Below are 20951 nucleotides of genomic sequence, written 5' to 3'. Positions count from 1 at the left end.
CCACCATGTCTTCGCAAGCTTCCACCGCGCCCGGCGGCCCGGCGGCACCGGCGCCTGCCGCCGGTTTTCGCCCGGCCAGCGTGGCGTTGTGCACCGTGGGCCTGGCCATGGCCTCGTTCATGCAGGTGCTGGACACCACCATCGCCAACGTCTCGCTGCCGACCATCGCCGGTAACCTCGGCGCCAGTTCGCAGCAGGCCACCTGGGTGATCACCTCGTTCGCCGTCAGCACTGCCATTGCGCTGCCGCTGACCGGTTGGTTGAGTCGCCGGTTTGGCGAAACCAAGTTGTTCGTGTGGTCCACGCTGGCGTTCACCATCGCCTCGCTGCTGTGCGGCCTGGCGCAGAGCATGGGGATGCTGGTGGTGGCGCGCGCGCTGCAAGGATTCGTTGCCGGCCCGATGTATCCCATCACCCAGAGTCTGCTGGTGTCGATCTATCCGCGCGAAAAACGCGGACAGGCGCTGGCGTTGCTGGCGATGATTACCGTGGTGGCCCCGATCGCCGGGCCGATTCTCGGCGGCTGGATCACCGACAACTACAGCTGGGAATGGATCTTCCTGATCAACGTGCCGCTGGGCGTGATCGCCAGCAGTATCGTGGGTTCGCAATTGCGGCATCGCCCCGAACAGCTCGAAAAGCCGCGCATGGACTACATCGGCCTGATCCTGCTGGTGGTTGGCGTGGGCGCCCTGCAGTTGGTGCTGGATCTGGGAAACGACGAAGACTGGTTCTCTTCGGACAAGATCGTGTTGCTGGCCTGCATCGCGGCAGTGGCGCTGGTGGTGTTCGTGATCTGGGAGTTGACCGACAAGGATCCCATCGTCGATCTCAAGCTGTTCCGGCATCGCAATTTCCGCGCCGGCACGCTGGCCATGGTGGTCGCATATGCCGCGTTCTTCAGCGTGAGCCTGCTGATCCCGCAATGGCTGCAGCGCGATATGGGTTACACCGCGATTTGGGCCGGCCTTGCGACTGCGCCGATCGGCATCCTGCCGGTGCTGATGACGCCGTTCGTGGGCAAATACGCGCTGCGCTTCGACCTGCGCATGCTGGCCACCATCGCCTTTATCTTCATGTCCTTCACCAGCTTCTTCCGCTCCAATTTCAACCTGCAGGTGGACTTCGGCCATGTGGCCACGATCCAGTTGGTGATGGGCGTAGGCGTGGCATTGTTCTTCATGCCGGTGTTGCAGATTCTGTTGTCGGATCTGGATGGCCGCGAGATCGCGGCGGGTTCGGGCCTGGCCACTTTCCTGCGCACGCTGGGCGGGAGTTTCGCCGCGTCGTTGACGACCTACCTGTGGGCACGCCGTACCCAGGTGCACCACGCGCACATCACCGAGCACATTTCGGTGTACACGCCGGGCATGCAGGAGCAGGTGACCGCGATGGGGCAGGGCGACCTGCAACGCGGCGCGGCATCGCTCAATAACATGATCAACCACCAGGCTTCGCAGATGGGCTTCAACGACATCTTCTATCTGCTTGGATGGACCTTTCTGGCGATCATCTTCTTCCTGTGGCTGGCAAAGCCGCCGTTCGGCGCCGGCGCCGGGAGCGCGGCAGCAGCAGGGGGGCACTGAGCCCTTCTGTCCAGAGCGTTACGGCATCGTCGGCGGTGTCTGTGGTGCCTAACGGCAAGCCGCTATTTCGCGTCGTCGACGGGCTTGCCGATCTGACACCACACAGCCAGCGACGCCGGAGCAGCTCTTTGCCGCGTTTTGGGTGGGCAAGCGGTTCGTTTGGCGTCGGTGCCATCTCGAAAAACACGCATCGCCTTTCCGCTGCACTCGCCGGCTGATGGCGACATGCGGGCATTTGCCCATGCGCTACGCACCGAAAACGCCGGTGCTGCCGACCAGCTTAGGGCGGGGCGTCAACACGGCCGAATCCACCATTGGTTGGCAGCGTGAGGGCGGCTCTCATGCGCGCGCGATGGGCCGCTTGCGCAGATAAGGCGCCAGGCGATCTCGCAGGGGTTGGGGTAGCATGCGTCGCTGCCGCTAGCGCGGTCCTGTTTTTTCCGCGAGGGCCACGCGCGGCGTCGTGCGCGGGCATGCCGCCTGCGTTTTTCATCACACAAGGAAGCTTCGATGATGTTTCGATCCTCATGGCGTCGCGTCTGTGCGACGACATTGCTCATTCCACTCCTTGGCATCGCTGCCGTTGCGCAGACGCAGGCCGCGGCCGCACGTCCGGAGGTGGCCAAGCAAGCCAAGGCGTATAGCTCCAGCGATGGCGTCAAGGTGTCGACCTTGCGTTACGGCCCGCGCGAAAAGAATCAGGCGCTGATGCAGGTGACCGGTGCCGACAGCGAGATCGACGACAAGATCCTGCTGGCAACGACGGCTGCCACGCAAAAGGACACCCGCTACACGGTTCAGCTGAAAGGCCGTCCGTATGTGCTGCTCATCCTCGACGAAGGCGGCGGCGAGTTGTACCTGCCAGGTGCGGCGAAGCCGGCGCGCGTCGGCTATGACGCCGGTGTCTCGGAGCAGATCAATCCCGAGCATTATCTGACCGATTATCTTGAGCAGATGGCCGGCAGCAAGTAAGCCACGCGACGCGCTGCAGGCCAGCGTGGCCAGGTCTGCAGCGCGGTCTGGTTTCAAAACGCGGCAATGTTGCCGCTTCGTACGGTGCAGTTGCACGCGAGGGGTTTGCGATCATGGCAGGGACGTCGTTCGTCGGATCATTGCGGTGCATAACGGTGCTTCTCGCACCGGTGCTTGCCTTGCCTGCCTTGGCCGAACCCACATTGCAGTGCCCGGCAGCCTTGCACATCACCGATGGCACCTTGCAGAGCCCGGACCTGCCGGAGGGCGCGCAGCTCGGCGTCGACCCGCACCAGGCGCTGCGGTTAGCGTCGATTGGCGTGTATTCGGGCCACCCCCGCGAGCGTGCCGCACTGGTGCCGCGCAACGCGGAAGCAGCGCAGCCGCGTGGCGTGGCGCACTGGGTCTGGCGTTTCGATGATGCAGACCCGCACGGCACCTATGTGGTTTGCGCGTACGGTGAGGCAGTGCAGGTGTCCCTGCGCATCAGCGATGCCGCACGCACCTGCACAGGCACCTTGCGTAGCGACCCCATGCCCGCAGCCGAGCGGAGCGCATCCTTCGACTGCCAGTAGCGCGCCCGACCCGATAGCCGAGCAGGCGGCAGCGCACTGTCGATCAGTGCATCGCGCTGCCCACCCAGGCGATCGCCCAAACGCAAAAAACCCCGCCGAAGCGAGGTTTTTTAAGATCTACCGTGAGTCGTGGTGCCCAGGAGAGGACTCGAACCTCCACGAAGTTGCCCCCGCTAGCACCTGAAGCTAGTGCGTCTACCAATTCCGCCACCTGGGCGACTCAGGGGGCGAATTGTGCAAGCTGCGCGCGAGGCTGTCAACGCAACCGACACATTTTTTCGTCGCCCGTACGCAGTCTGGCAACCGAACCGGCCCGATGGTGGCGCACGCACGGGTTAGTGCATGCGCCACGTGCGCTCACGGCAACTGTGCCGCCTGCAGCGTGACCTGGGCAGTTTGCACCGGCTCGCTCGCCGAGCGCGCCAGTTGTACGCGGTACGTGCCTGCGGCGATCGTCCAGCGACGTGCCTGGGCATCGAAGTCGGCCAGGGTCCTGGGCTCTGCCACCACCTGCACGCTGCGTTTTTCGCCGGGCTTTAGCGTGAGCTTCTGCCAGCCGATCAGGCGCAGCGGGGTGGCGTGGCCGTCGGGCAGGGTGACGTAGAGCTGCGGCACGGCGGCGCCTTCGCGCGAGCCGGTGTTTTCCACCTCGAAGCTGGCGGTGAGCTGGCTGCCGCTTGCCTCCACCTGCAGCCCGCCCATGCGGAACTGCGTGTACGACAGGCCGTGGCCGAATGGGTAGCGTGGTGTCAGCTTGCGCGCGGCGAACCACTTGTAACCGACGTTAGCGCCTTCGATGGCGTAGTCAATGGTGTCTTCGCCAGGCTTGGCCGGCTTGAAGCCCAGCCCCGGAATCGACGGACGCGGCAGCTGCGATTCGTCCACCGGCCAGGTCACCGGCAGGTGGCCGGAGGGATTCACCGCGCCGGTCAGCAGGTTGGCGATCGCCTCACCGCCACCGATGCCCGGATACCACGCCTGCAACACCGCCGGCACGCGTTCGGCCCACGGCATGCGCACCGGTCCGTTGGTTTCCAGCACCACGGTGGTCTTCGGGTTGGCTTTGGCCACCGCTTCGATCAACGCGTCCTGGTTGTCGGGCAAGCGCATGTCCGGCAGATCCACCGATTCGGCCGCCCACTGGGTGGCGAACACGATCGCCACATCGGCCGCCTTGGCGGCGCGTGCGGCAGCGGCGCGGTCGGTGCCGTCTACATAATCGATCTGCGCGTTCGGCAACGCGGCGCGTAGCGCCTGCAGCGGCGAGGATGGGTGGATGATCACCGGGCCGGGCCAGGTGGTCGGCGTGATGCCCGGTACCGCGTTGCCGCCGTTGATGGTGTAGTCCACGCGCGAGGAGCCGCCACCGGACATCACGCCCTTGTCGGCGTAGCCGCCGATCACGGCAATGCGGCGCACCTCCTGGGACAACGGCAATGTGGCTTGCTCGTTACGCAGCAACACGCTGCCTTCTTCGGCCACATGTTGCGCAGCCAACAGACCGGCCTTGCCGTCGATGGGTTGGCGCTGGGTCGGGTAATCGAAGGCGCCATGCGCGAACAGGCTGCGCAACACGCGCCTGACCATGTCGTCGAAGCGCGCGCGCGGCACCACGCCGGCAGACACCGCCATGCGCAGCGGCGTATCGAAAAACACCGCCGCGTCGAACACTTCGCCAGCCGACTGTTGATCCAGCCCGGCCAACGCCGCCTTGGAGCCGCTATGCACGCCGCCCCAATCGGACATCACGTAACCGGGGTATTTCCATTCCTGCTTGAGCACCTGGTTGAGCAGGTAATCGTGCTCGCAACCATAGGTGCCGTTGATCTTGTTGTACGAACACATCACCGAGGCCGGGTCGCCGATCTTCAGCGCAATCTCGAAGGCCAGCAGGTCCGATTCGTGCATCGCCTGCTCGCCGATCTGCGCGCTATGAAAGTTGCGCCGCGTTTCCATATCGTTGAGTGCGAAGTGCTTCATCGTGGACAGCACATGCTCGCTTTGCACGCCGCGAATCGATTCGCCGACCATGGTGCCGGCCAGCAACGGGTCTTCACCCGCATATTCGAAATTGCGCCCATTACGCGGGTCGCGCTGCAGATTGACGCTGCCGGCGAGCAACACGTTGAAGCCTTGCTGCCAGGATTCGCGCCCCATGATCTTGCCGCCGGTATACGCCAGTTGCCTGTTCCAGCTCGATGCGGTCGACGGTCCGGATGGCATCGCGGTGGCGTAGTCGCCCTTGCGGATGCCGCCGGGGTTGGTCACGCCCACGCCGGCATCGGCCAGTTGCTGGGCGGGAATGCCCAGGCGCGCAATACCGGGAACGTAGCCGGCCGAACCGAGCGCGCCTTCGGGCTTGGGAATCTTGTCGGTGCCCAGGCCGAAATAGCTGCGCAACATCTGGAATTTTTCGTCTTCGGTCATTTGCGCCAGCAAGCGGTCGGCGCGCTGGTCCGGGGTCAACGCGGTGTCCATCCACGGCTGCGAAGCGGGCGCGCCTTGCGCAACTGCCAGCGGCGCGGCCAGGGCGATGCCCAAGCCCATCACGACCGCCAGGACCAGGGGCCGTGGACGGTGATGACGGGATGTAAACGGTTTCATATCGAGCTGTGGCACGGGATATCCTTGTGGTGCTGGGTCAAAACATATGAGAGGGGCACTAAGTGCCCACGTCTGGAAGGCGCGGTGATGCCGCGCCGACGCGTGCAGAATCGGCAGGCGGTTAGAAGTCGGTCTGCGCGGTGCGGAGTACCGGGTAGAGCTGGTAGCGCTCATCCCAGGATGTGTGGCGCTTGGCAAAAAATTCCAGCCGCGCCTGCGGGTTGTTGGAAAAGTCCGGATCGCTGGCGATGCGCTGTTCGAACTGCGCCTTCAACGCGGCATCGTTGGCGAGCATGTCGCGCGCCACCTCTTCGGCGACGTAGGCTTCCATGTATTCCTTGCGCTCGAACGCGGTATTGAAAAAGCCCCACTGCAGCAGCGAATCCGGCGCCTGCGGTTCCAGGATCGCCATCACCAGGCGCGCCTTGGGTTGGGCGATCGGCACGAACAACGAGCCGGCCGGCACGCTGCGGGTTTCATTGCGCCACTGCCCGCTGAGTTCCACTGTCTGGTGGCTTTCGTTGGAGCGTGCTGCGAACTTGACCGCGTCGGCGCGGAAGGTTTGCACCGGCCGCTGCGCCGCAGTGCCGATGGTCGTGAATTGGATGCCATGCAGGCGCAGTTTTTCGCCCACCAAGGCCGCTTGCGCAGGCGGGACCAGGTAGCCGCCGCGTGGCGCATCCACCACCACATCGGGCTTGATCTGGTCGCGCAGCGGCACCTTCCAGACTTGCGGCTTGCTTTCGTCGTAGTGCGTCATCAGTGCCCCGGAAATCGGCGACGGTGTGCGCGTATACGCATAGCCACGGAACGCGACGGTGCGTGCGTCTGGGCTAGCAGCGAAGCTCAACGGTTCGGTCGTGCCGGCCAGACGCGTGGCGCGCTGATCGGCAGCCAATGCATCGGCGCGCCACTGCGTGCCATGGCGTGCGGCCTGCTGCAACACCGAGACGATGGCATTGCGGGTGATCCGCACACGGGTGGGGTAATCCTTCCACGAATGCGTTTCCACCAGCATGCCGAAGCGGTTGCGTAGCAGGAAATAGCCGTGCGAAAAGCGTGGCGGCGACACATCATCGGCAAAGCCGGAACTGGGGTCGTCTTCGTGCACGAAGGACGGGTAGTACGGCAGCGGCAACGAGCCCTGTTTTTTCAGATCGGCGAGCACTGCGTCGCGCCAGCGTGTGCCATCGCGCTGCAAGCCCGCATCGCCGGCATGCACCGGTTCCACCTGCACCGAGACGTCGTGCTCGAACTTGGCGCCGTCGGTGACGTGCAGGTCTACATACATCAACGGGTCCCATTGCTGCACCAGTTGCAGCATGGCCTGCATTTCCGGCGCGTCGGCCTTGACGTAATCGCGGTTGAGATTGAGGTTCTGCGCGGTGGTGCGCCAGCCCATCTGTTCGGGACCGCGCTGGTTGGGGCGGTTCCAGGCACCGAAGCGCTCATGCCCATCGACGTTGAATACCGGCACGAACACCCACACCAGCTTGTCCAGCACGCCATGGCCGGCCTTGCCATCGAGCAACTCGCGCAGGGCCAGAAAGCCCGCATCCTTGCCATCGATCTCGCCGGCATGGATGCCGCCCTGGACCAAAACCACCGGCAGCTTGCGTTGCGCGGCCGATTGCGCGTCGAGTGCGCCACTGGTGGAGACGATCAAGGCCTTCATCGGCCTGCCCTCGGGCGTGGTGCCGAACTGGATGCAACGCACCGCCTGCGGGTAGCGCTGCGCAAACGCATCGCACAGTGCAATGACTTCGTCGTAGCGGCCGGTCTGGATGAAACCGCTGCGCTCTGCCTGGGTGGTCAGCGGCGCGGCAGCCAGCGCGGCGGGGGCGGAAGTCAGCAGCAACAGGCTCAGGGCAAGGCGAGTGAAGCGGGGCATCCAGCGGTCCAGTGTTCCAGGAAAACGTTTGCAATGTAGCCGAGCCGGCGTGCAAGGCCAATCTGCACTGCGTCATGGTCTTGCTGTGATCGGTGCCAAGCGTGGGTTTCACCCGGACACGCTGCGGCTTTCCCTTGATCGGGCGAGCAACATTCGAGGAGGCGCAGGCTACGCGGCTGCCGTGCAACGCTTGGCGCCATGGCGTTGTCGGCCAACCTGGACGACACCGATCACGCTGGGCGAGGTCCGCCAGCTGCGTCCGCTGAGCTCCTGCGTCCGACATGTTCGGGCGGGCAATGGCGGCCGGCGGGCGGGCGCCGGTACGATAGGGCCTGTTTTCAGCACGACCGGACTGCCTTTGACCACCTCCATCTCGCCAGGCGCTTCTGCCGGCGCGCGGCTGCCGCGCCAGATTCCTTTCATCATCGGCAACGAGGCCTGCGAGCGTTTCAGCTTCTACGGCATGCGCAACATCCTGGTGCAGTTCCTGATCACCTCGCTGTTGCTGCAGGAAATTAGCGGGCCAGGGCGCGAAGCCGAGGCCAAGCACATCCTGCACAGTTTCATGATCGGGGTGTATTTCTTCCCGTTGCTGGGCGGTTGGCTGGCCGACCGCTTTTTCGGCAAGTACAACACCATCCTGTGGTTCAGCCTGGTGTATTGCGCCGGGCATGCCTGCCTTGCGCTGTTTGAGGGCAGCCGCGACGGATTTTTTCTGGGTCTGGGCCTGATCGCGCTGGGCGCAGGTGGCATCAAGCCGCTGGTGGCCTCGTTCATGGGCGACCAGTTCGACCAGTCCAACAAGCACCTGGCCAAGGTGGTGTTCGACGCCTTCTACTGGATCATCAACTTCGGCTCGCTGTTCGCCTCGCTGCTGATTCCGCTGGCGCTGAAGAATCTTGGCCCGGCCTGGGCATTCGGCATTCCAGGGATCCTGATGTTCGTGGCGACGCTGGTGTTCTGGCTGGGGCGCAAGCGCTATGTCCTGGTGCCGCTGCCGCCGAAGGACCCGCATGGGTTCGGTGCGGTGGTGCGCACTGCGCTATTGACGCACGCGCCCGGGCAGGGCCGTCCGGGCTTGATGCTGGCGGTCGTCTCGGTGTTGCTGGCGCTGGCCGGCTTCGCGCTGGTCGAGCAATTGGGCATCGTCGTGTGCCTGTGCATTGCGCTGGTGTTGTTGCTGGCCGGGATCGGCGGCGGGACCTGGTGGCAGCTAGAACGTGCGCGTGGCACCCATCCGGATGTTGCGGTGGAAGGCGTGCGTGCGCTGTTGCGGGTGTTGGTGATCTTTGCGCTGGTGACGCCGTTCTTTTCGTTGTTCGACCAGAAGGCCTCGACCTGGGTGCTGCAGGGGCGCGAAATGACCATGCCAGCCTGGTTCACCGCTTCCCAGATGCAGGCGCTCAATCCGCTGCTGGTGATGCTGCTGATCCCCTTCAACAACCTGGTGCTGTACCCGCTGTTACGCCGTGGCGGCTGGGAGCCGACTCCGCTGCGCCGCATGACCAGCGGCATCGCCTTGAGTGGCGTGGCTTGGGTGGCGGTAGGCGCGATCCAGATGGTGATGGACGGTGGCGAGCCGATGCACATCGCCTGGCAGATCCTGCCGTACGCACTGCTCACCTTCGGCGAGGTGCTGGTGTCGGCCACCGGCATCGAGTTCGCCTACAGCCAGGCGCCGACGTCGATGAAGGGCGTGGTGATGAGTTTCTGGTATCTCACTACCACCGTCGGCAATCTATGGGTGCTGCTGTCCAACGTGGCGGTGCGCAATGCGACGGTGACTGCGCATATCGCCGATACTGGGCTCAGTGAAGCGGCCTTCTTGATGTTCTTCTTCGCGGCCTTCGCGTTCCTGGCGGCACTTGCCTTCGGCTTGTACGCACGCCGGTATCGCATGGTCGACAATTACCGTACTGCCTGAGGTCTGCATGATTACCCTGATCCTGATCGCCATCACCGGCATCGTCTCGTGGATGGCGTTCAACAATCGCAAGTTGAGCGACCGGCTGATCCTGTGGCCGCCGGCGGTAGACAAGCACAAGCAATACGATCGCCTGGTGACCTATGGCTTCATCCACGCCGATCTGGGGCACCTGATCTTCAACATGATCACGCTGTTCTTCTTCGGCCGGGTGATCGAGAACGTGATGGCCCAGCTCACCGGCAGCGTGCTGACCTATCCGCTGTTCTATCTGGCCGCACTGGTGGTCTCGATCCTGCCGAGCTACCTGAAGAACCAGAAGAATCCGAATTACCTCAGCCTGGGCGCATCCGGTGCGGTGTCGGCTGTGCTGTTTGCCTTCATCCTGCTGCAACCGTGGACGATCATCCTGGTGCTGTTCATTCCGGCCCCGGCGATTCTCTACGCGGTGTTCTATGTGGGCTACAGCCTGTGGATGGACCGCCGCGGCGGCGATCGCATCAACCACAGCGCGCATCTGGCTGGCGCTGCGTTCGGCGTGATGTTCATGCTGATCATGGAACCGCGCGTGTGGCAGGTGTTCCTGGAGCAGCTGTCCAACCCGCGCTTCGGCTGAGCGCGGCCGGCGATGGTGACGCTCGCCCAAGCTCAACGCGCTGGACGCTGCCGCGGTTAGAAAGTGAACTTTTGTGCGCGGCCAGCGTGTCCCTTCTGCAGGCCGAACGCGTGGTTGCCAGCTGGCGCGATGGGATGCCCGACGACTGCCGGCGTGTACGGACCGGAGCGTTGCGGGAAGCGGGTCAGAAGCCGGCCCGATACGGCCGAGCCATGTCAGACACGCGCGATGGCACGGTCTGGACAGACGTATTGGATGGGATCAGCGACTGCACAGCGGATGAGGCCGCTGCGCAGCGATGCGCCAGCTCAGGCCGCGTTGCGTTCCTGATCGGCGCTGGATGCCACGCCGTAGGCCTGCTGCAGGCGCTCGTACACCGTATCGTTGAGCTGCGTGAAATCCGGATTGTGGGTGTCGCCCTTGAGAGCGAACTGGAACAAGCCCTCTAGCAACGAGCTGTCGCTGTCTGCGCTGTGTCCTGCCGAATCGTTGTTCATGCGGTGGCTCCCTCGTAGGTAAGGCGAAGACGTCGCTGCTTCCGCACACCGGTTGCCGCGATTGCCTTCGGGTCAGCTATCGGCGCTCCCCGGGCGAACTTGAGGGCGCGTTGCGCAAGCTGCACAGCCGATCACACCATCGATTCACTTTCACGCAGGCGCGGCATCGCGCTGGTCACACTGCGCCTTACTTCTTGCTGGCGCAGAACTTGAGAGAGGCGTCGACAGTGCACGCAGAACACGATCCGGACCGGCAGCGTTTCAACATAGACACCGATGGACATCACGCCGAGCTGGCCTATCGGCGCGAGGGTGAGATCATGACCATCACGCACACGCAGGTGCCGGACGCGATCAGCGGACACGGCGTTGCCGCGGCATTAGTCGAGGACGCTTTGACATTCGCACGGCAGCACGGTTTGAAGGTGATTCCGGCGTGCAGCTATGCCGATGCATATCTGCGGCGACATCCGCAATATCACGATCTGCTGGCCTGACCAGCAGCGGTTCTTTTCGTAACACGATGCATATCAGGGGAGCGGGTGGTAATGGGGCGGTTGCTTGGATTCAAGGCAGTGCAGGGCTTGCTGGTGCTGGCCGTGTTGGCAGGGTGTACGCAGCGCGCACCGACAACGGCAGAGCCAAGTGCGCCAGCAGCCGATGCGGCGCCCGCGGCGGCGCCGCCTGCAGAGCCGACTGTCGTACAGAGCGGCCCGCTGGAAGATGTGATCGAACATGCACCGGCCTACATGGTGGGCATCAGCTATCCGCGCGGGCTGGATGCATATCCGGAACTCACTGCGCTCATTCGCGGCTATGCGCAGGATGCGCATGCCGAACTGATGCAGGCGGTCTCCGGCCTGGGCAACGACAAGCCGCCGGCGCCGTATGAGCTGTCGTTGGCATTCGAAACCGTGTTGCAAACCCCGGACCTGATCGTGATTTCCGCCGACGGCAGCAGGTACACCGGCGGTGCGCATGGCGAGCCTCTGGTGGCGCGCTTCGTCTGGTTGGTCAAGGAGCGCAAGCAATTGACCGCACAAGCGCTGATTCCGGATCCGGCAGGCTGGGAAAAGATCGGCCGGGAGGTCGCGGCGCAATTGCATGCAGCAGCGACCCAGCGTGTCCAGCAAGATCGCGTGCCGGTAGAAGAGCAGGCTGAGCAGGTGGCTTCGGCCGATCGCATGATTGCCGAAGGCACCGCCGCGCAGGCGGAGAATTTTGCGCAGTTCGTACCGGTATTGAATGCAAATGGGCAGATCACTGCCGTGCGCTTTGTATTTGCGCCCTATCAGGTTGGTCCCTACTCGGATGGCACGCAGATGGCAGAGGTCGCTGCCTCCACATTATTGCCTTCGGTCGCACCGGAATATGTACATCTCTTCGTGCGCTGAGGTGTCGCATCGCGCATGATGTGATTGAATGGCCCGGCCATTCAGCAACGTACTCCAACGGGTGATATGAGTAGTTTCGATCCAACCGCAAGTCGCGTGGACCACACCTGCGTGCGTTATCCGGCGTTCCCGCGGGAGCCGGCAATATTGGTGAGACTGATCAAGCATCTCTACAAGCGCCTGCATACGCTCGGGTGCGTGCGACTCAAGCCTTATGGCCTCAGTCCGCCGGAATACGAGATCTTGATGATGCTCTATGGCACACCGGAGCAATCGATCACTCCGACCGAGGTAGCCGAAGCCGCCAGCGAAAAGCCGGCCAACATCACCCGGCTGACCGATCAACTGTGCGAGAAAGGCCTGATCTCGCGCACCAGCAGCCCCGAGGATCGGCGCAAGATCGTACTGACGCTGCAGCCCGCAGGCTCGGCCTTGATCGAAAGCCTGTTGCCCGATGCCTGCACGCTGTTGCATGCAGAGACCGCCAGCATGAGCGAGGCCGAGCAGCTGCGTCTGGAGAAGCTGCTGAAAAAGCTGCTGGATGGCGTGGACGCGGTGGAACTCTAAGCACTGCGCGTTGCGCGTGCGATAAGGCGTTGCAAACGCAGCCAGCAAAAAGCCGCCCTGATCGCTCAGGGCGGCGTGTCGGCTCATCGGTCCTCAAACAAGCACTTGCCGATACCATCGCGAGCAGCTGGATGTCGCGTCTGGTGTTCGAGATCGGCATGCCCGCAGGGGACATGCCGATCCTGTTGCCAAGCACGCGGCCCGATGATCGCGCGCAGGTCGTGCAGCCGATCTACGGCTTGGACTGCGGCGATTCCGGAGTGGCACCATCGCCGCCTTGCGCGCTGAGACCGCGCTTTTCGAGCAGCGGCTCGATCTGCGGCGCATGCCCGGCAAAGTTCTGGAACAGCTCCATCGCATCCACGCTACCGCCGCGCGAAAGCAGGGTCTTGCGGAAACGATCGCCATTGGCGCGGCTCAGGCCACCGTGCTGCTTGAACCACTGCTGGGTGTTGGCGTCCAGCACTTCCGACCAGATGTAGGCGTAGTAGCCTGCCGCGTAACCGCCCATGATGTGGCTGAAATACGGGGTCTTGTAGCGCGGCGGCACCGGCGCGTAGGCAATGCCGTCCTGCTGCAGCGCCTTGGCTTCGAATGCCATCACGCCGGCGGCGTCCGGTACCTGGCTGGCGCTGACCTGGTGCCAGTTCTGATCCAGCATCGCCGCACCCAGGTATTCAGTGGTGGCAAAGCCCTGGTTGAACTTGGATGCGGCAATCACCTTGTCCAGCAATGCCTGCGGCATCGGGGTGCCGTTCTGGTAATGCTTGGCGTAGTTCTTCAGGATGGATGGTTCGTCGGCCCACATTTCGTTGACCTGCGAGGGGAACTCGACGAAGTCGCGCGGTACGCTGGTACCGGAGAAATACGGGTATTTGACGTCGGAGAACATGCCGTGCAGCGCATGCCCGAACTCATGGAACATGGTGGTCACCTCATCCCAGGTCAGCAGCGTCGGCTGGCCGGCCGGCGGCTTGGGAATGTTGAGGTGATTGGCCACCACCGGCTTGAAGCCGGTCAGCTCCGACTGCGACACATAGGAGTTCATCCATGCGCCACCGCGCTTGGATTCGCGCGCATACATGTCGGCAATGAAGATCGCCAGCTGCTTGCCGTCCGCGTCGAACACGTCGTAGACGGTGATGTCGTCGCGGTAGGTCGGCAGGTCGGTGCGCTGTTTGAAGGTCAGGCCATATTCCTGATTGGCCGCATAGAACACGCCATTTTCCAGCACGTTCTTCAGTTCGAAGTACGGCTTGAGCTGGGATTCGTCGAAGTTGTACTTGGCCTGGCGCACCTTCTCGCTGTAGTAGGCCCAATCCCAGGCTTCCAGCTTGAACGTCGGCTTGCGCGCAGCCTTTTGTTCCTTGTCGATCATGGCCTGCAGATCGGCGGCTTCGCGCTTGGCATTGGCCACCGCGGCCGGCGCCAGTTTGCCCAGCATCGCGTTGACCGCTTCGGGCGTCTTGGCGGTCTGGTTTTCCAGCGAGTAGGCGGCATAGGTGGGGAAGCCCAGCAGCTTGGCCTTGTCGGCGCGCAGCTTCATGATGCGCGACACCAGCGCGGTGTTGTCGTACTGGCCGCCGTGGCTGCCGCGCGACACCGAGGCGTCGTAGATCCTCTTGCGCAGCTCGCGATTCTTCAGCTGGGTCAGCGGCGGCTGGCCGGTGGTGTTGAGCAAGGCAATGACGTACTTGCCATCGAGCTTGCGCGCCTTGGCCGCTTCGGCGGCGGCGGCAATCTGCTCCTGCGACAAACCGTCCAGCTGCCTGACGTCGTCCACGACCACAGCGGCAGCATTCACTTCGGCCAGCACGTTCTGGCTGAAGGTGGTGCCCAGGTTGGCCAGCTCGGCATTCATGGCCTTGAGCGTGGTCTTGTCGACGTCGGAGAGCTTGGCGCCGTCGCGCACGAAGTCGCTGTAGTACTTCTCGACCAGGCGCACGCCTTGCGCATCCAGCCCCAGCGTGGCGCGTTGGTCGTACAAGGTCTGGATGCGTGCGAACAGCTTGCCGTTGAGCGAAATCGCATCGCGGTGCGCTGCGAACTTCGCCGAATAGTCGGCCTGCAACTTCTTGCGTGCGTCGTTGGTGTCTGCGCCCACCAGATTGAAGAACACCGTGGTGGCGCGGTCGAGCGTGGCGCCGCTCTTTTCCAGCGCGATGATGGTGTTGTCGAAGCTGGGCTTGGCTTTCTGGTTGGCGATTTTTTCCACTTCCTTCAACTGTTCGGCCATGCCGGCATCGAAGGCAGGTGCGAAATCGCTGTCCTTAATTTTGTCGAACTGCGGGTAATGCAGCGGCAGCGTGCTGTCGGCAAAAAAGGGATTGGCTTGGGTGGCGGCCTGCGTGGCAGCGGGGGCGGCGATGCTGTAGGACGGCATGGCAAGTCCCAGGGAGGCGGCCAGGGCAAAAGCGAGACGGGTGGTCAAGAGAGTTGCTCCAAAGTTCGAACCGCCGAGGCTAACCCAGCCCGTCGGGACAGGCGTGTGACAAAAGGCATGGCTGCCAAGCCAAGGCGACGCGATCAGGCGGGCACAACCGTTGCTCGCCCTGCAATTGCGCGAGTCGATGCAAGCTGGGCCTGTACCGCCGCCGGCAGTGTGCCCGTCGCACTTTGTGGCAGTACGCGCTAGCGGTCTTCGGGCGACCTCGGCGAGCTGCCGGGGCGTCTGCTTGACGATCCTGGCGTGTCGCGCGGCAGGCGATCTGCCGCACGACTGCCCTTGGCAATCTTTCCCCGCCGCATGGCCGTCGTGCAGGCGGCTACGGTACGCTGCCCGTCTCGCACACTGCAGGGCAACCATGAGCGACATCTCCACCTTCGCCTTCACCGACCTGGAAGGTCGCACCCAGTCGATGCGCGATTACGCCGGCAACGTCCTGCTGGTGGTCAATGTTGCATCCAAGTGCGGGTTTACGCCGCAATACGCGGGGCTGCAGGCGCTGTGGCAGCGTTATCGCGAACGTGGGCTGGTGGTGATCGGCTTTCCCTGCGATCAGTTCGGCCATCAGGAGCCGGGCGATGCGGCGCAGATCCGCCAGTTCTGCTCGCTCGACTATGCGGTGGATTTTCCGCTGGCAGCAAAAATCGAGGTCAACGGCAACGGAGCGCATCCGCTGTGGCAATGGCTCAAGCACGAACAACGCGGTGTGCTCGGATCCGAAGCGATCAAGTGGAACTTCACCAAGTTCCTGGTCGGCCGCGACGGCCGCGTACTGGAACGTTATGCGCCCACCACCAAGCCGGAAGCGTTGGCCGCCGACATCGAGCGCGCGCTGGGCGCGTGATCCGGCAGGGCATGGGAATGAAACCGTAGCAGCGCACCCGGGCGCGACGAAGCTTTCCCGGTAACGCCTGGTCGCGCCCGGGGGCGCTCTACGATCTCGGGTTCTTCAGATGAAACGCCGCGCCGCGCGGGTCTTGCACGCGTCGCATCACTTTTCGACAAATGCGCGCTCAAACACGTAATGCCCCGGCGTGCCGATGCGCGGCGAGGTCTGGAAACCGCGGCTATCGAGCAGGGTGCGCAGGTCGGCCAGCATCTGCGGGCTGCCGCAGATCATGAAGCGGTCGTTGGCCGGATCCAGTGTCGGCAACCCGAGCGTCTGCTGCATGCGCCCATCGGCCATCAGCTCGGTCAAACGGCCTTGGTTGGCGAAGGCTTCGCGCGTGACCGCCGGGTAGTACAGCAATTTCTCGCGCAGCAGGTCGCCGAGGAATTCATGCTGCGGCAATTCGCGTTCGAAGTAATCGCGGTAGGCCAGATCCTGCACGAACCGCACGCCCTGGGTGAGGATCACCTTGTCGAAACGCTCGTAGGTTTCCGGGTCCTTGATGATCGACAGCCACGGCGCCAGGCCGGTACCGGTGCCCAGCAGATACAGGTTGCGCCCGGGGTGCAGGTCGCTGATCAGCAGCGTGCCGGTGGGTTTCTTGCCGACCAGCACCTTGTCGCCGGGCTGGATGTGCTGCAGCCGCGAGGTCAGCGGGCCGTCCGGCACCTTGATGCTGAAGAACTCCAGATGTTCTTCCCAATTGGCGCTGGCGATCGAATACGCACGCAGCAACGGACGCGTTTCGGTTTCCAGCCCGATCATCACGAACTGCCCGTTTTCGAAACGGAAGCCGGCATCACGGGTCGTGGTGAAGCTGAAGTAGGCATCGGTCCAATGACGGACCTCAAGCACCGTTTCGGCGCCAAAAGCGGAAGACATACCGGTCGTGTCGTGGGAGGAGTACGCGCCAATTCTACCTCAAGCTGGCCAAATGAGATGAACTCTCATTTGGGTGCGGGGATTCGGGAGTCGGGATTGGGGATTCGCAATTCGCAAGAGCAGATCCTGGATCCTGAGCGCGCCGGGCTCGCGGATGAGCCGGCAGCTTTTACCAATCCCCAATCCCGAATCCCTGCCTCACCGATACCCCGCCGCCTGCAATTCGAACAATTCCGCATACCGGCCGCCCTGCGCCATCAGCTCTTCGTGGGTGCCGTTGGCCTCGATGCGGCCAGCAGCCAGCACCAGAATGCGGTCGGCCATGCGCACGCTGGAGAAGCGGTGCGAGATCAGCACGGCGGTGCGGTTGTCCGACAGCTCCTTGAAGCGCTGGAACACCTCGAATTCGCTGCGCGCATCCAGCGCGGCAGTGGGTTCGTCCAGGATCATCAGCTGCGCATCGCGCATGTAGGCGCGGGCGATGGCGATCTTCTGCCATTGCCCGCCGGACAGATCCACGCTGTTCTTGAAACGCCGCCCGATCAACTGGTTGTAACCGTCGGGCAGGCTGTCGATCAGCTCGCCGGCCATCGCGCGTTGCGCGGCGGCGCGGATACGTGGCGTGTCGTCCATCGCGTCCACCTGGCCCACGCCGATGTTTTCGCCAACGCTCAGGTGATAGCGCACGAAGTCCTGGAAGATCACGCCGAGGTTGGCGCGCAGGTCGTCCAGGTCGTAGGCGCGCAAGTCCTGACCATCGAGCAGGATGCGGCCTTCGTCGGGGTCGTAGAGCCGGGCCAGCAGCTTGACCAGGGTGGTCTTGCCGGCGCCGTTTTCGCCGACCAGCGCCAGCACTTCACCGGCGCGCAGTTCGAAATCCAGGTGCCGCACCGTCCACTGTTCCGCGTCCGGGTAGCGGAAGCCGACGTCTTCGAACACGAAGCCCTGGCGGATCGGGCGTGGTACCGGCAGTGCGTTCGGGCGCGAGCGGATTTCCGGCACGATGTTGAAAAACGAATACAGATCGTCCAGATACAGCGCCTGGCCTGCGACCTGCGAAAAGCCGATCAGCAAGCCTTCCAGTAATTGCCGCAGGCGCAGGAAACTGCCGGCCAGGAAGGTCAGGTCGCCGATGCTGAAGTCGCCGCGCACGGTGCGCCAGGCGATGTAGCCGTAGGCCATGTAGTAGCCCAAGGTGCCGAGCGCGGCCAGCAGCGCCCCCCACATGGCACGCTTGCGTGCCAGCGCACGGTTGGCCTGGAAGAATTTGTCGGCCAGCCGGCGGTAGCGCGCAATCAGGAAGCGGTGCAGGTTGAGGATCTTGACTTCCTTGGCCGTCTCCACGCTGGCGCCGACCTGGCGCAGGTAATCGAGCTGGCGCCGTTCCGGCGTCCACTGGAAGTTGAGCGAATAGCCGAGCGCATTGAAATGCGCCTCGCCGATGAAGGCTGGAATCAACGCGACTGCCAGCAGCACGATCAACCAGGGTGCATAGACCACCAGGCCCACCGCCAGGCTGATCACGGTAATGGCGTCCTGCACCTGGCCGAACAGCTGGCTCATCAGGTTCATGCGGTTCATGGTCTGGCGTCGCGCGCGATCCAGCTTGTCCTGCCGGTCCGGGTCTTCGAAATCCTCCAGATCCAGCTGCGCGGCATGTTCCATCAGACGCACGCTGGCAGCGTTGTTGAACAACTCCGACAGCAGCGCATCGGCATAGCCGACCAGCCGGCCGAGCAGGTCCGAGCCGATCGCCAACGCCAGTTCCAGCGCCAGCAGTTCCAGTAGCCGGTTCAGGCGGCCGCTGCCCAGGGCCTGCGCAAACGAGTCGAATGCCGACGGCTGGCCGACCAGGTGGATCGCCTCGTCGATGATCAATTTGCCGATGTACAGCGTCGCCACCGGCATCAGCGCGCGCAGCACGCGCAAGCCGATGCTGCTGGCACTCAGCCAGCGGCTGGTCTGCCAGATCTGCTGCAGGAACGGCGGTAGATTGCGCAGCGCATCCAGGCGCTCGCGCAGGGTAGGGCCGGTACGGGGAGCGGCAGGCGCAGTGGCGCCGGAACGGGAAGCTGACATCGCGCTAGTGTGCCGCGCCCGGCGTGGGCGCGGGGTGTTGGCTGGCGGCAGGAAAGGCCAGGGCCCGCGCGCAGGCGCGGGCTCGCCTTGGCGCACAGGGCTCACCGCCAGCCGGTGCGCCGGCAACGGTCCGTGGACTCGTCGCTTGCCATCACCGCAGCACGGCCGCAGCGCTGCGCCGACGACGACCGGCCAAAGACCGCATCAGTCAATCGTAGCGATAGACGCCGCCGCCGGACGCGCCTGCGGTTTGCTCTAAAATGCCCGGATTGCACCCCCGCCAGCCGTAGAGCCAGCCGTGACCTCGATCAAGCAGGAAGACCTCATCCAGTCCGTCGCCGATGCGCTGCAGTACATCAGCTACTACCACCCGGTCGACTACATCAAGAATTTGTCCGCCGCCTACGAGCGCGAAGAATCGCCGGCCGCCAAGGACGCCATTGCGCAGATCCTGATCAATTCGCGCATGTGCGCCGAGGGCCACCGCCCGATCTGCCAGGACACCGGCATCGTCACCGTGTTCCTGGAAATCGGCATGCACGTGCGCTGGGACGACGCCACCATGGGTGTGGAAGACATGGTCAACGAAGGCGTGCGCCGTGCCTACAACCATCCCGACAACAAGCTGCGCGCCAGCGTGCTGGCCGATCCGGCCGGCAAACGCACCAACACCCGCGACAACACGCCGGCAGTGGTCAACACCAAGATCGTGCCCGGCCACCATGTGGAAGTGATCGTCGCGGCCAAGGGCGGCGGTTCGGAGGCCAAGAGCAAGTTCGCCATGCTCAATCCGTCCGATTCCATCGTCGATTGGGTGCTCAAGACCGTGCCGACCATGGGCGCCGGCTGGTGCCCGCCGGGCATGCTCGGTATCGGTATCGGTGGCACCGCCGAAAAGGCGATGCTGCTGGCCAAGGAAGCGTTGATGGAACCGATCGACATCGTCGACCTGCAGGCGCGCGGCGCCTCCAACCGTGCCGAAGAGCTGCGGCTTGAGCTGTACGAAAAGGTCAACGCGCTGGGCATCGGCGCGCAGGGCCTGGGCGGCCTGACCACCGTGCTGGATATCAAGGTCAAGGATTATCCGACCCACGCCGCCAACTTGCCGGTGGCGTTGATCCCCAACTGCGCGGCCACCCGCCACGCGCATTTTACCCTGGATGGCAGCGGCCCGGTGATGCTGGATCCGCCGTCGCTGGAAGACTGGCCCAAACTCACCTACAACCCGACCAATGCGCGCCGGGTGAATCTGGACACCATCAGCAAGGAAGAAGTGGCCAGCTTCAAGCCGGGCGAAGTGATCCTGCTCAACGGCAAGCTGCTGACCGGCCGCGATGCCGCGCACAAGCGCATGATCGACATGCTCAACCGCGGCGAAACCCTGCCGGTGGATTTCACCAATCGCTTCATCTACTACGTCGGCCCGGTCGATCCGGTGCGCGACGAAGTCGTCGGCCCGGCTGGCCCGACCACCGCCACGCGCATGGACAAATTCACCAGGCAGATGCTGGAGCAGACCGGCCTGCTCGGCATGGTCGGCAAGTCCGAGCGTGGCGATGCGGCGATCGAGGCGATCCGCGACAACAAGGCCGTCTACCTGATGGCGGTCGGTGGTTCTGCGTATCTGGTGTCCAAGGCGATCAAGGCCGCCCGCGTGCTGGCGTTCGAGGACCTCGGCATGGAGGCGATCTACGAATTCGAGGTCAAGGACATGCCAGTGACGGTCGCGGTGGATTCCAGCGGCGAGTCGGTGCACAAGACCGGCCCGCGGCAATGGCAGTCGCGCATCGGCAAGATTCCGGTGGTGGTGGAGTAACGGCGGCGATCGAGCCGGCTGCACCGCCGTTGCGCGGGTGTGGCCGGTGCCGGTGAGCTGCAGGGACGATGCGCGCATGCGGCATCGTGTGGAGGGCGTCGTGATGTCGGTGCGCGCGCCGGCGCAGCGGTGATTGCACCACACAGGTCTTCGACAGCCCGGTAAAAACAACCACAATCGCCGTGAGCCGCGCAGGCTTTGCCCGCCTCGCGC

16 protein-coding genes and 1 tRNA gene are annotated in these 20951 nt (G+C 63.9%); 10 read left to right on the top strand and 7 right to left on the bottom strand.

Features of this window, described 5'->3' with window-relative positions; all coding sequences use genetic code 11:
* Positions 1 to 5 precede the first annotated feature (5 nt).
* The 3 genes from LN450_RS16105 to LN450_RS16095 all read left to right on the top strand — a co-directional run bounded on the left by LN450_RS16105 (position 6) and on the right by LN450_RS16095 (position 3133).
* Entirely contained in the window at positions 6 to 1586 is a 1581-nt protein-coding gene (locus LN450_RS16105) for a DHA2 family efflux MFS transporter permease subunit (protein ID WP_011346914.1), read from the top strand.
* Between the two features lie 510 nt (positions 1587 to 2096).
* Positions 2097 to 2558 carry a hypothetical protein gene (locus LN450_RS16100; protein WP_011346915.1) on the top strand — a complete coding sequence of 154 codons (462 nt, stop codon included), beginning with the start codon at positions 2097 to 2099 and terminating at the stop codon, positions 2556 to 2558.
* A gap of 155 nt (positions 2559 to 2713) precedes the next feature.
* Entirely contained in the window at positions 2714 to 3133 is a 420-nt protein-coding gene (locus LN450_RS16095; protein ID WP_309136597.1) for an STY0301 family protein, read from the top strand.
* A gap of 130 nt (positions 3134 to 3263) precedes the next feature.
* Here LN450_RS16095 and LN450_RS16090 read toward each other — a convergent pair.
* From LN450_RS16090 to LN450_RS16080, 3 genes are all read right to left on the bottom strand, one after another.
* Positions 3264 to 3350, bottom strand: a tRNA-Leu gene (locus tag LN450_RS16090).
* A gap of 140 nt (positions 3351 to 3490) precedes the next feature.
* On the bottom strand, positions 3491 to 5680 hold the full coding sequence (locus LN450_RS16085) for a beta-glucosidase family protein (protein WP_039417599.1): 2190 nt from the start codon (positions 5678 to 5680) through the stop codon (positions 3491 to 3493).
* A 178-nt stretch (positions 5681 to 5858) separates the two neighbouring features.
* Entirely contained in the window at positions 5859 to 7628 is a 1770-nt protein-coding gene (locus tag LN450_RS16080; protein ID WP_011346918.1) for a M14 family metallopeptidase, read from the bottom strand.
* A 358-nt stretch (positions 7629 to 7986) separates the two neighbouring features.
* On the opposite strand from LN450_RS16080, the gene LN450_RS16075 reads away from it, so the two are divergent.
* Both LN450_RS16075 and LN450_RS16070 read left to right on the top strand, forming a co-directional pair.
* On the top strand, positions 7987 to 9552 hold the full coding sequence (locus tag LN450_RS16075) for a POT-type proton-dependent oligopeptide transporter (RefSeq protein WP_039417601.1): 1566 nt from the start codon (positions 7987 to 7989) through the stop codon (positions 9550 to 9552).
* Between the two features lie 7 nt (positions 9553 to 9559).
* On the top strand, positions 9560 to 10168 hold the full coding sequence (locus LN450_RS16070) for a rhomboid family intramembrane serine protease (protein WP_003483519.1): 609 nt from the start codon (positions 9560 to 9562) through the stop codon (positions 10166 to 10168).
* 308 nt (positions 10169 to 10476) lie between these two features.
* Here LN450_RS16070 and LN450_RS16065 read toward each other — a convergent pair whose 3' ends face one another.
* Positions 10477 to 10665, bottom strand: coding sequence for a hypothetical protein (locus LN450_RS16065; RefSeq protein ID WP_005911777.1), 189 nt, complete (start codon positions 10663 to 10665; stop codon positions 10477 to 10479).
* 227 nt (positions 10666 to 10892) lie between these two features.
* Between LN450_RS16065 and LN450_RS16060 the strand changes: the two genes are divergently transcribed.
* From LN450_RS16060 to LN450_RS16050, 3 genes are all read left to right on the top strand, one after another.
* A complete protein-coding gene (locus tag LN450_RS16060) occupies positions 10893 to 11162 on the top strand; it encodes a GNAT family N-acetyltransferase (RefSeq protein WP_011346920.1) in 270 nt (89 codons plus the stop codon).
* A gap of 51 nt (positions 11163 to 11213) precedes the next feature.
* On the top strand, positions 11214 to 12059 hold the full coding sequence (locus LN450_RS16055) for a DUF3298 and DUF4163 domain-containing protein (protein ID WP_011346921.1): 846 nt from the start codon (positions 11214 to 11216) through the stop codon (positions 12057 to 12059).
* A gap of 66 nt (positions 12060 to 12125) precedes the next feature.
* Positions 12126 to 12626, top strand: a complete 501-nt coding sequence (locus LN450_RS16050) for a MarR family winged helix-turn-helix transcriptional regulator (protein WP_008571407.1) — start codon at positions 12126 to 12128, stop codon at positions 12624 to 12626.
* A gap of 232 nt (positions 12627 to 12858) precedes the next feature.
* On the opposite strand, the gene LN450_RS16045 is transcribed toward LN450_RS16050, so the two are convergent.
* On the bottom strand, positions 12859 to 15057 hold the full coding sequence (locus LN450_RS16045; protein WP_039417603.1) for a M3 family metallopeptidase: 2199 nt from the start codon (positions 15055 to 15057) through the stop codon (positions 12859 to 12861).
* A 373-nt stretch (positions 15058 to 15430) separates the two neighbouring features.
* On the opposite strand from LN450_RS16045, the gene LN450_RS16040 reads away from it, so the two are divergent.
* Positions 15431 to 15916 carry a glutathione peroxidase gene (locus LN450_RS16040; protein WP_008571409.1) on the top strand — a complete coding sequence of 162 codons (486 nt, stop codon included), beginning with the start codon at positions 15431 to 15433 and terminating at the stop codon, positions 15914 to 15916.
* A gap of 147 nt (positions 15917 to 16063) precedes the next feature.
* Here the strand turns inward: LN450_RS16040 and LN450_RS16035 are convergent, their stop codons facing one another.
* Together LN450_RS16035 and LN450_RS16030 are read right to left on the bottom strand one after the other, a co-directional pair.
* Positions 16064 to 16843 carry a ferredoxin--NADP reductase gene (locus tag LN450_RS16035; protein WP_008571411.1) on the bottom strand — a complete coding sequence of 260 codons (780 nt, stop codon included), beginning with the start codon at positions 16841 to 16843 and terminating at the stop codon, positions 16064 to 16066.
* Positions 16844 to 17041: 198 nt separating this feature from the next.
* Positions 17042 to 18922, bottom strand: a complete 1881-nt coding sequence (locus LN450_RS16030) for an ABC transporter ATP-binding protein (protein WP_011346923.1) — start codon at positions 18920 to 18922, stop codon at positions 17042 to 17044.
* Between the two features lie 298 nt (positions 18923 to 19220).
* On the opposite strand from LN450_RS16030, the gene LN450_RS16025 reads away from it, so the two are divergent.
* Positions 19221 to 20738, top strand: coding sequence for a fumarate hydratase (locus LN450_RS16025; RefSeq protein WP_008571413.1), 1518 nt, complete (start codon positions 19221 to 19223; stop codon positions 20736 to 20738).
* The last annotated feature ends 213 nt before the right edge of the window (positions 20739 to 20951 follow it).

Source organism: Xanthomonas euvesicatoria pv. euvesicatoria (assembly GCF_020880415.1).
GTDB lineage: Bacteria > Pseudomonadota > Gammaproteobacteria > Xanthomonadales > Xanthomonadaceae > Xanthomonas > Xanthomonas euvesicatoria.
Note: the sequence above shows the minus strand (reverse complement) of the source record. Positions and strands in the feature narration are given on the sequence as shown.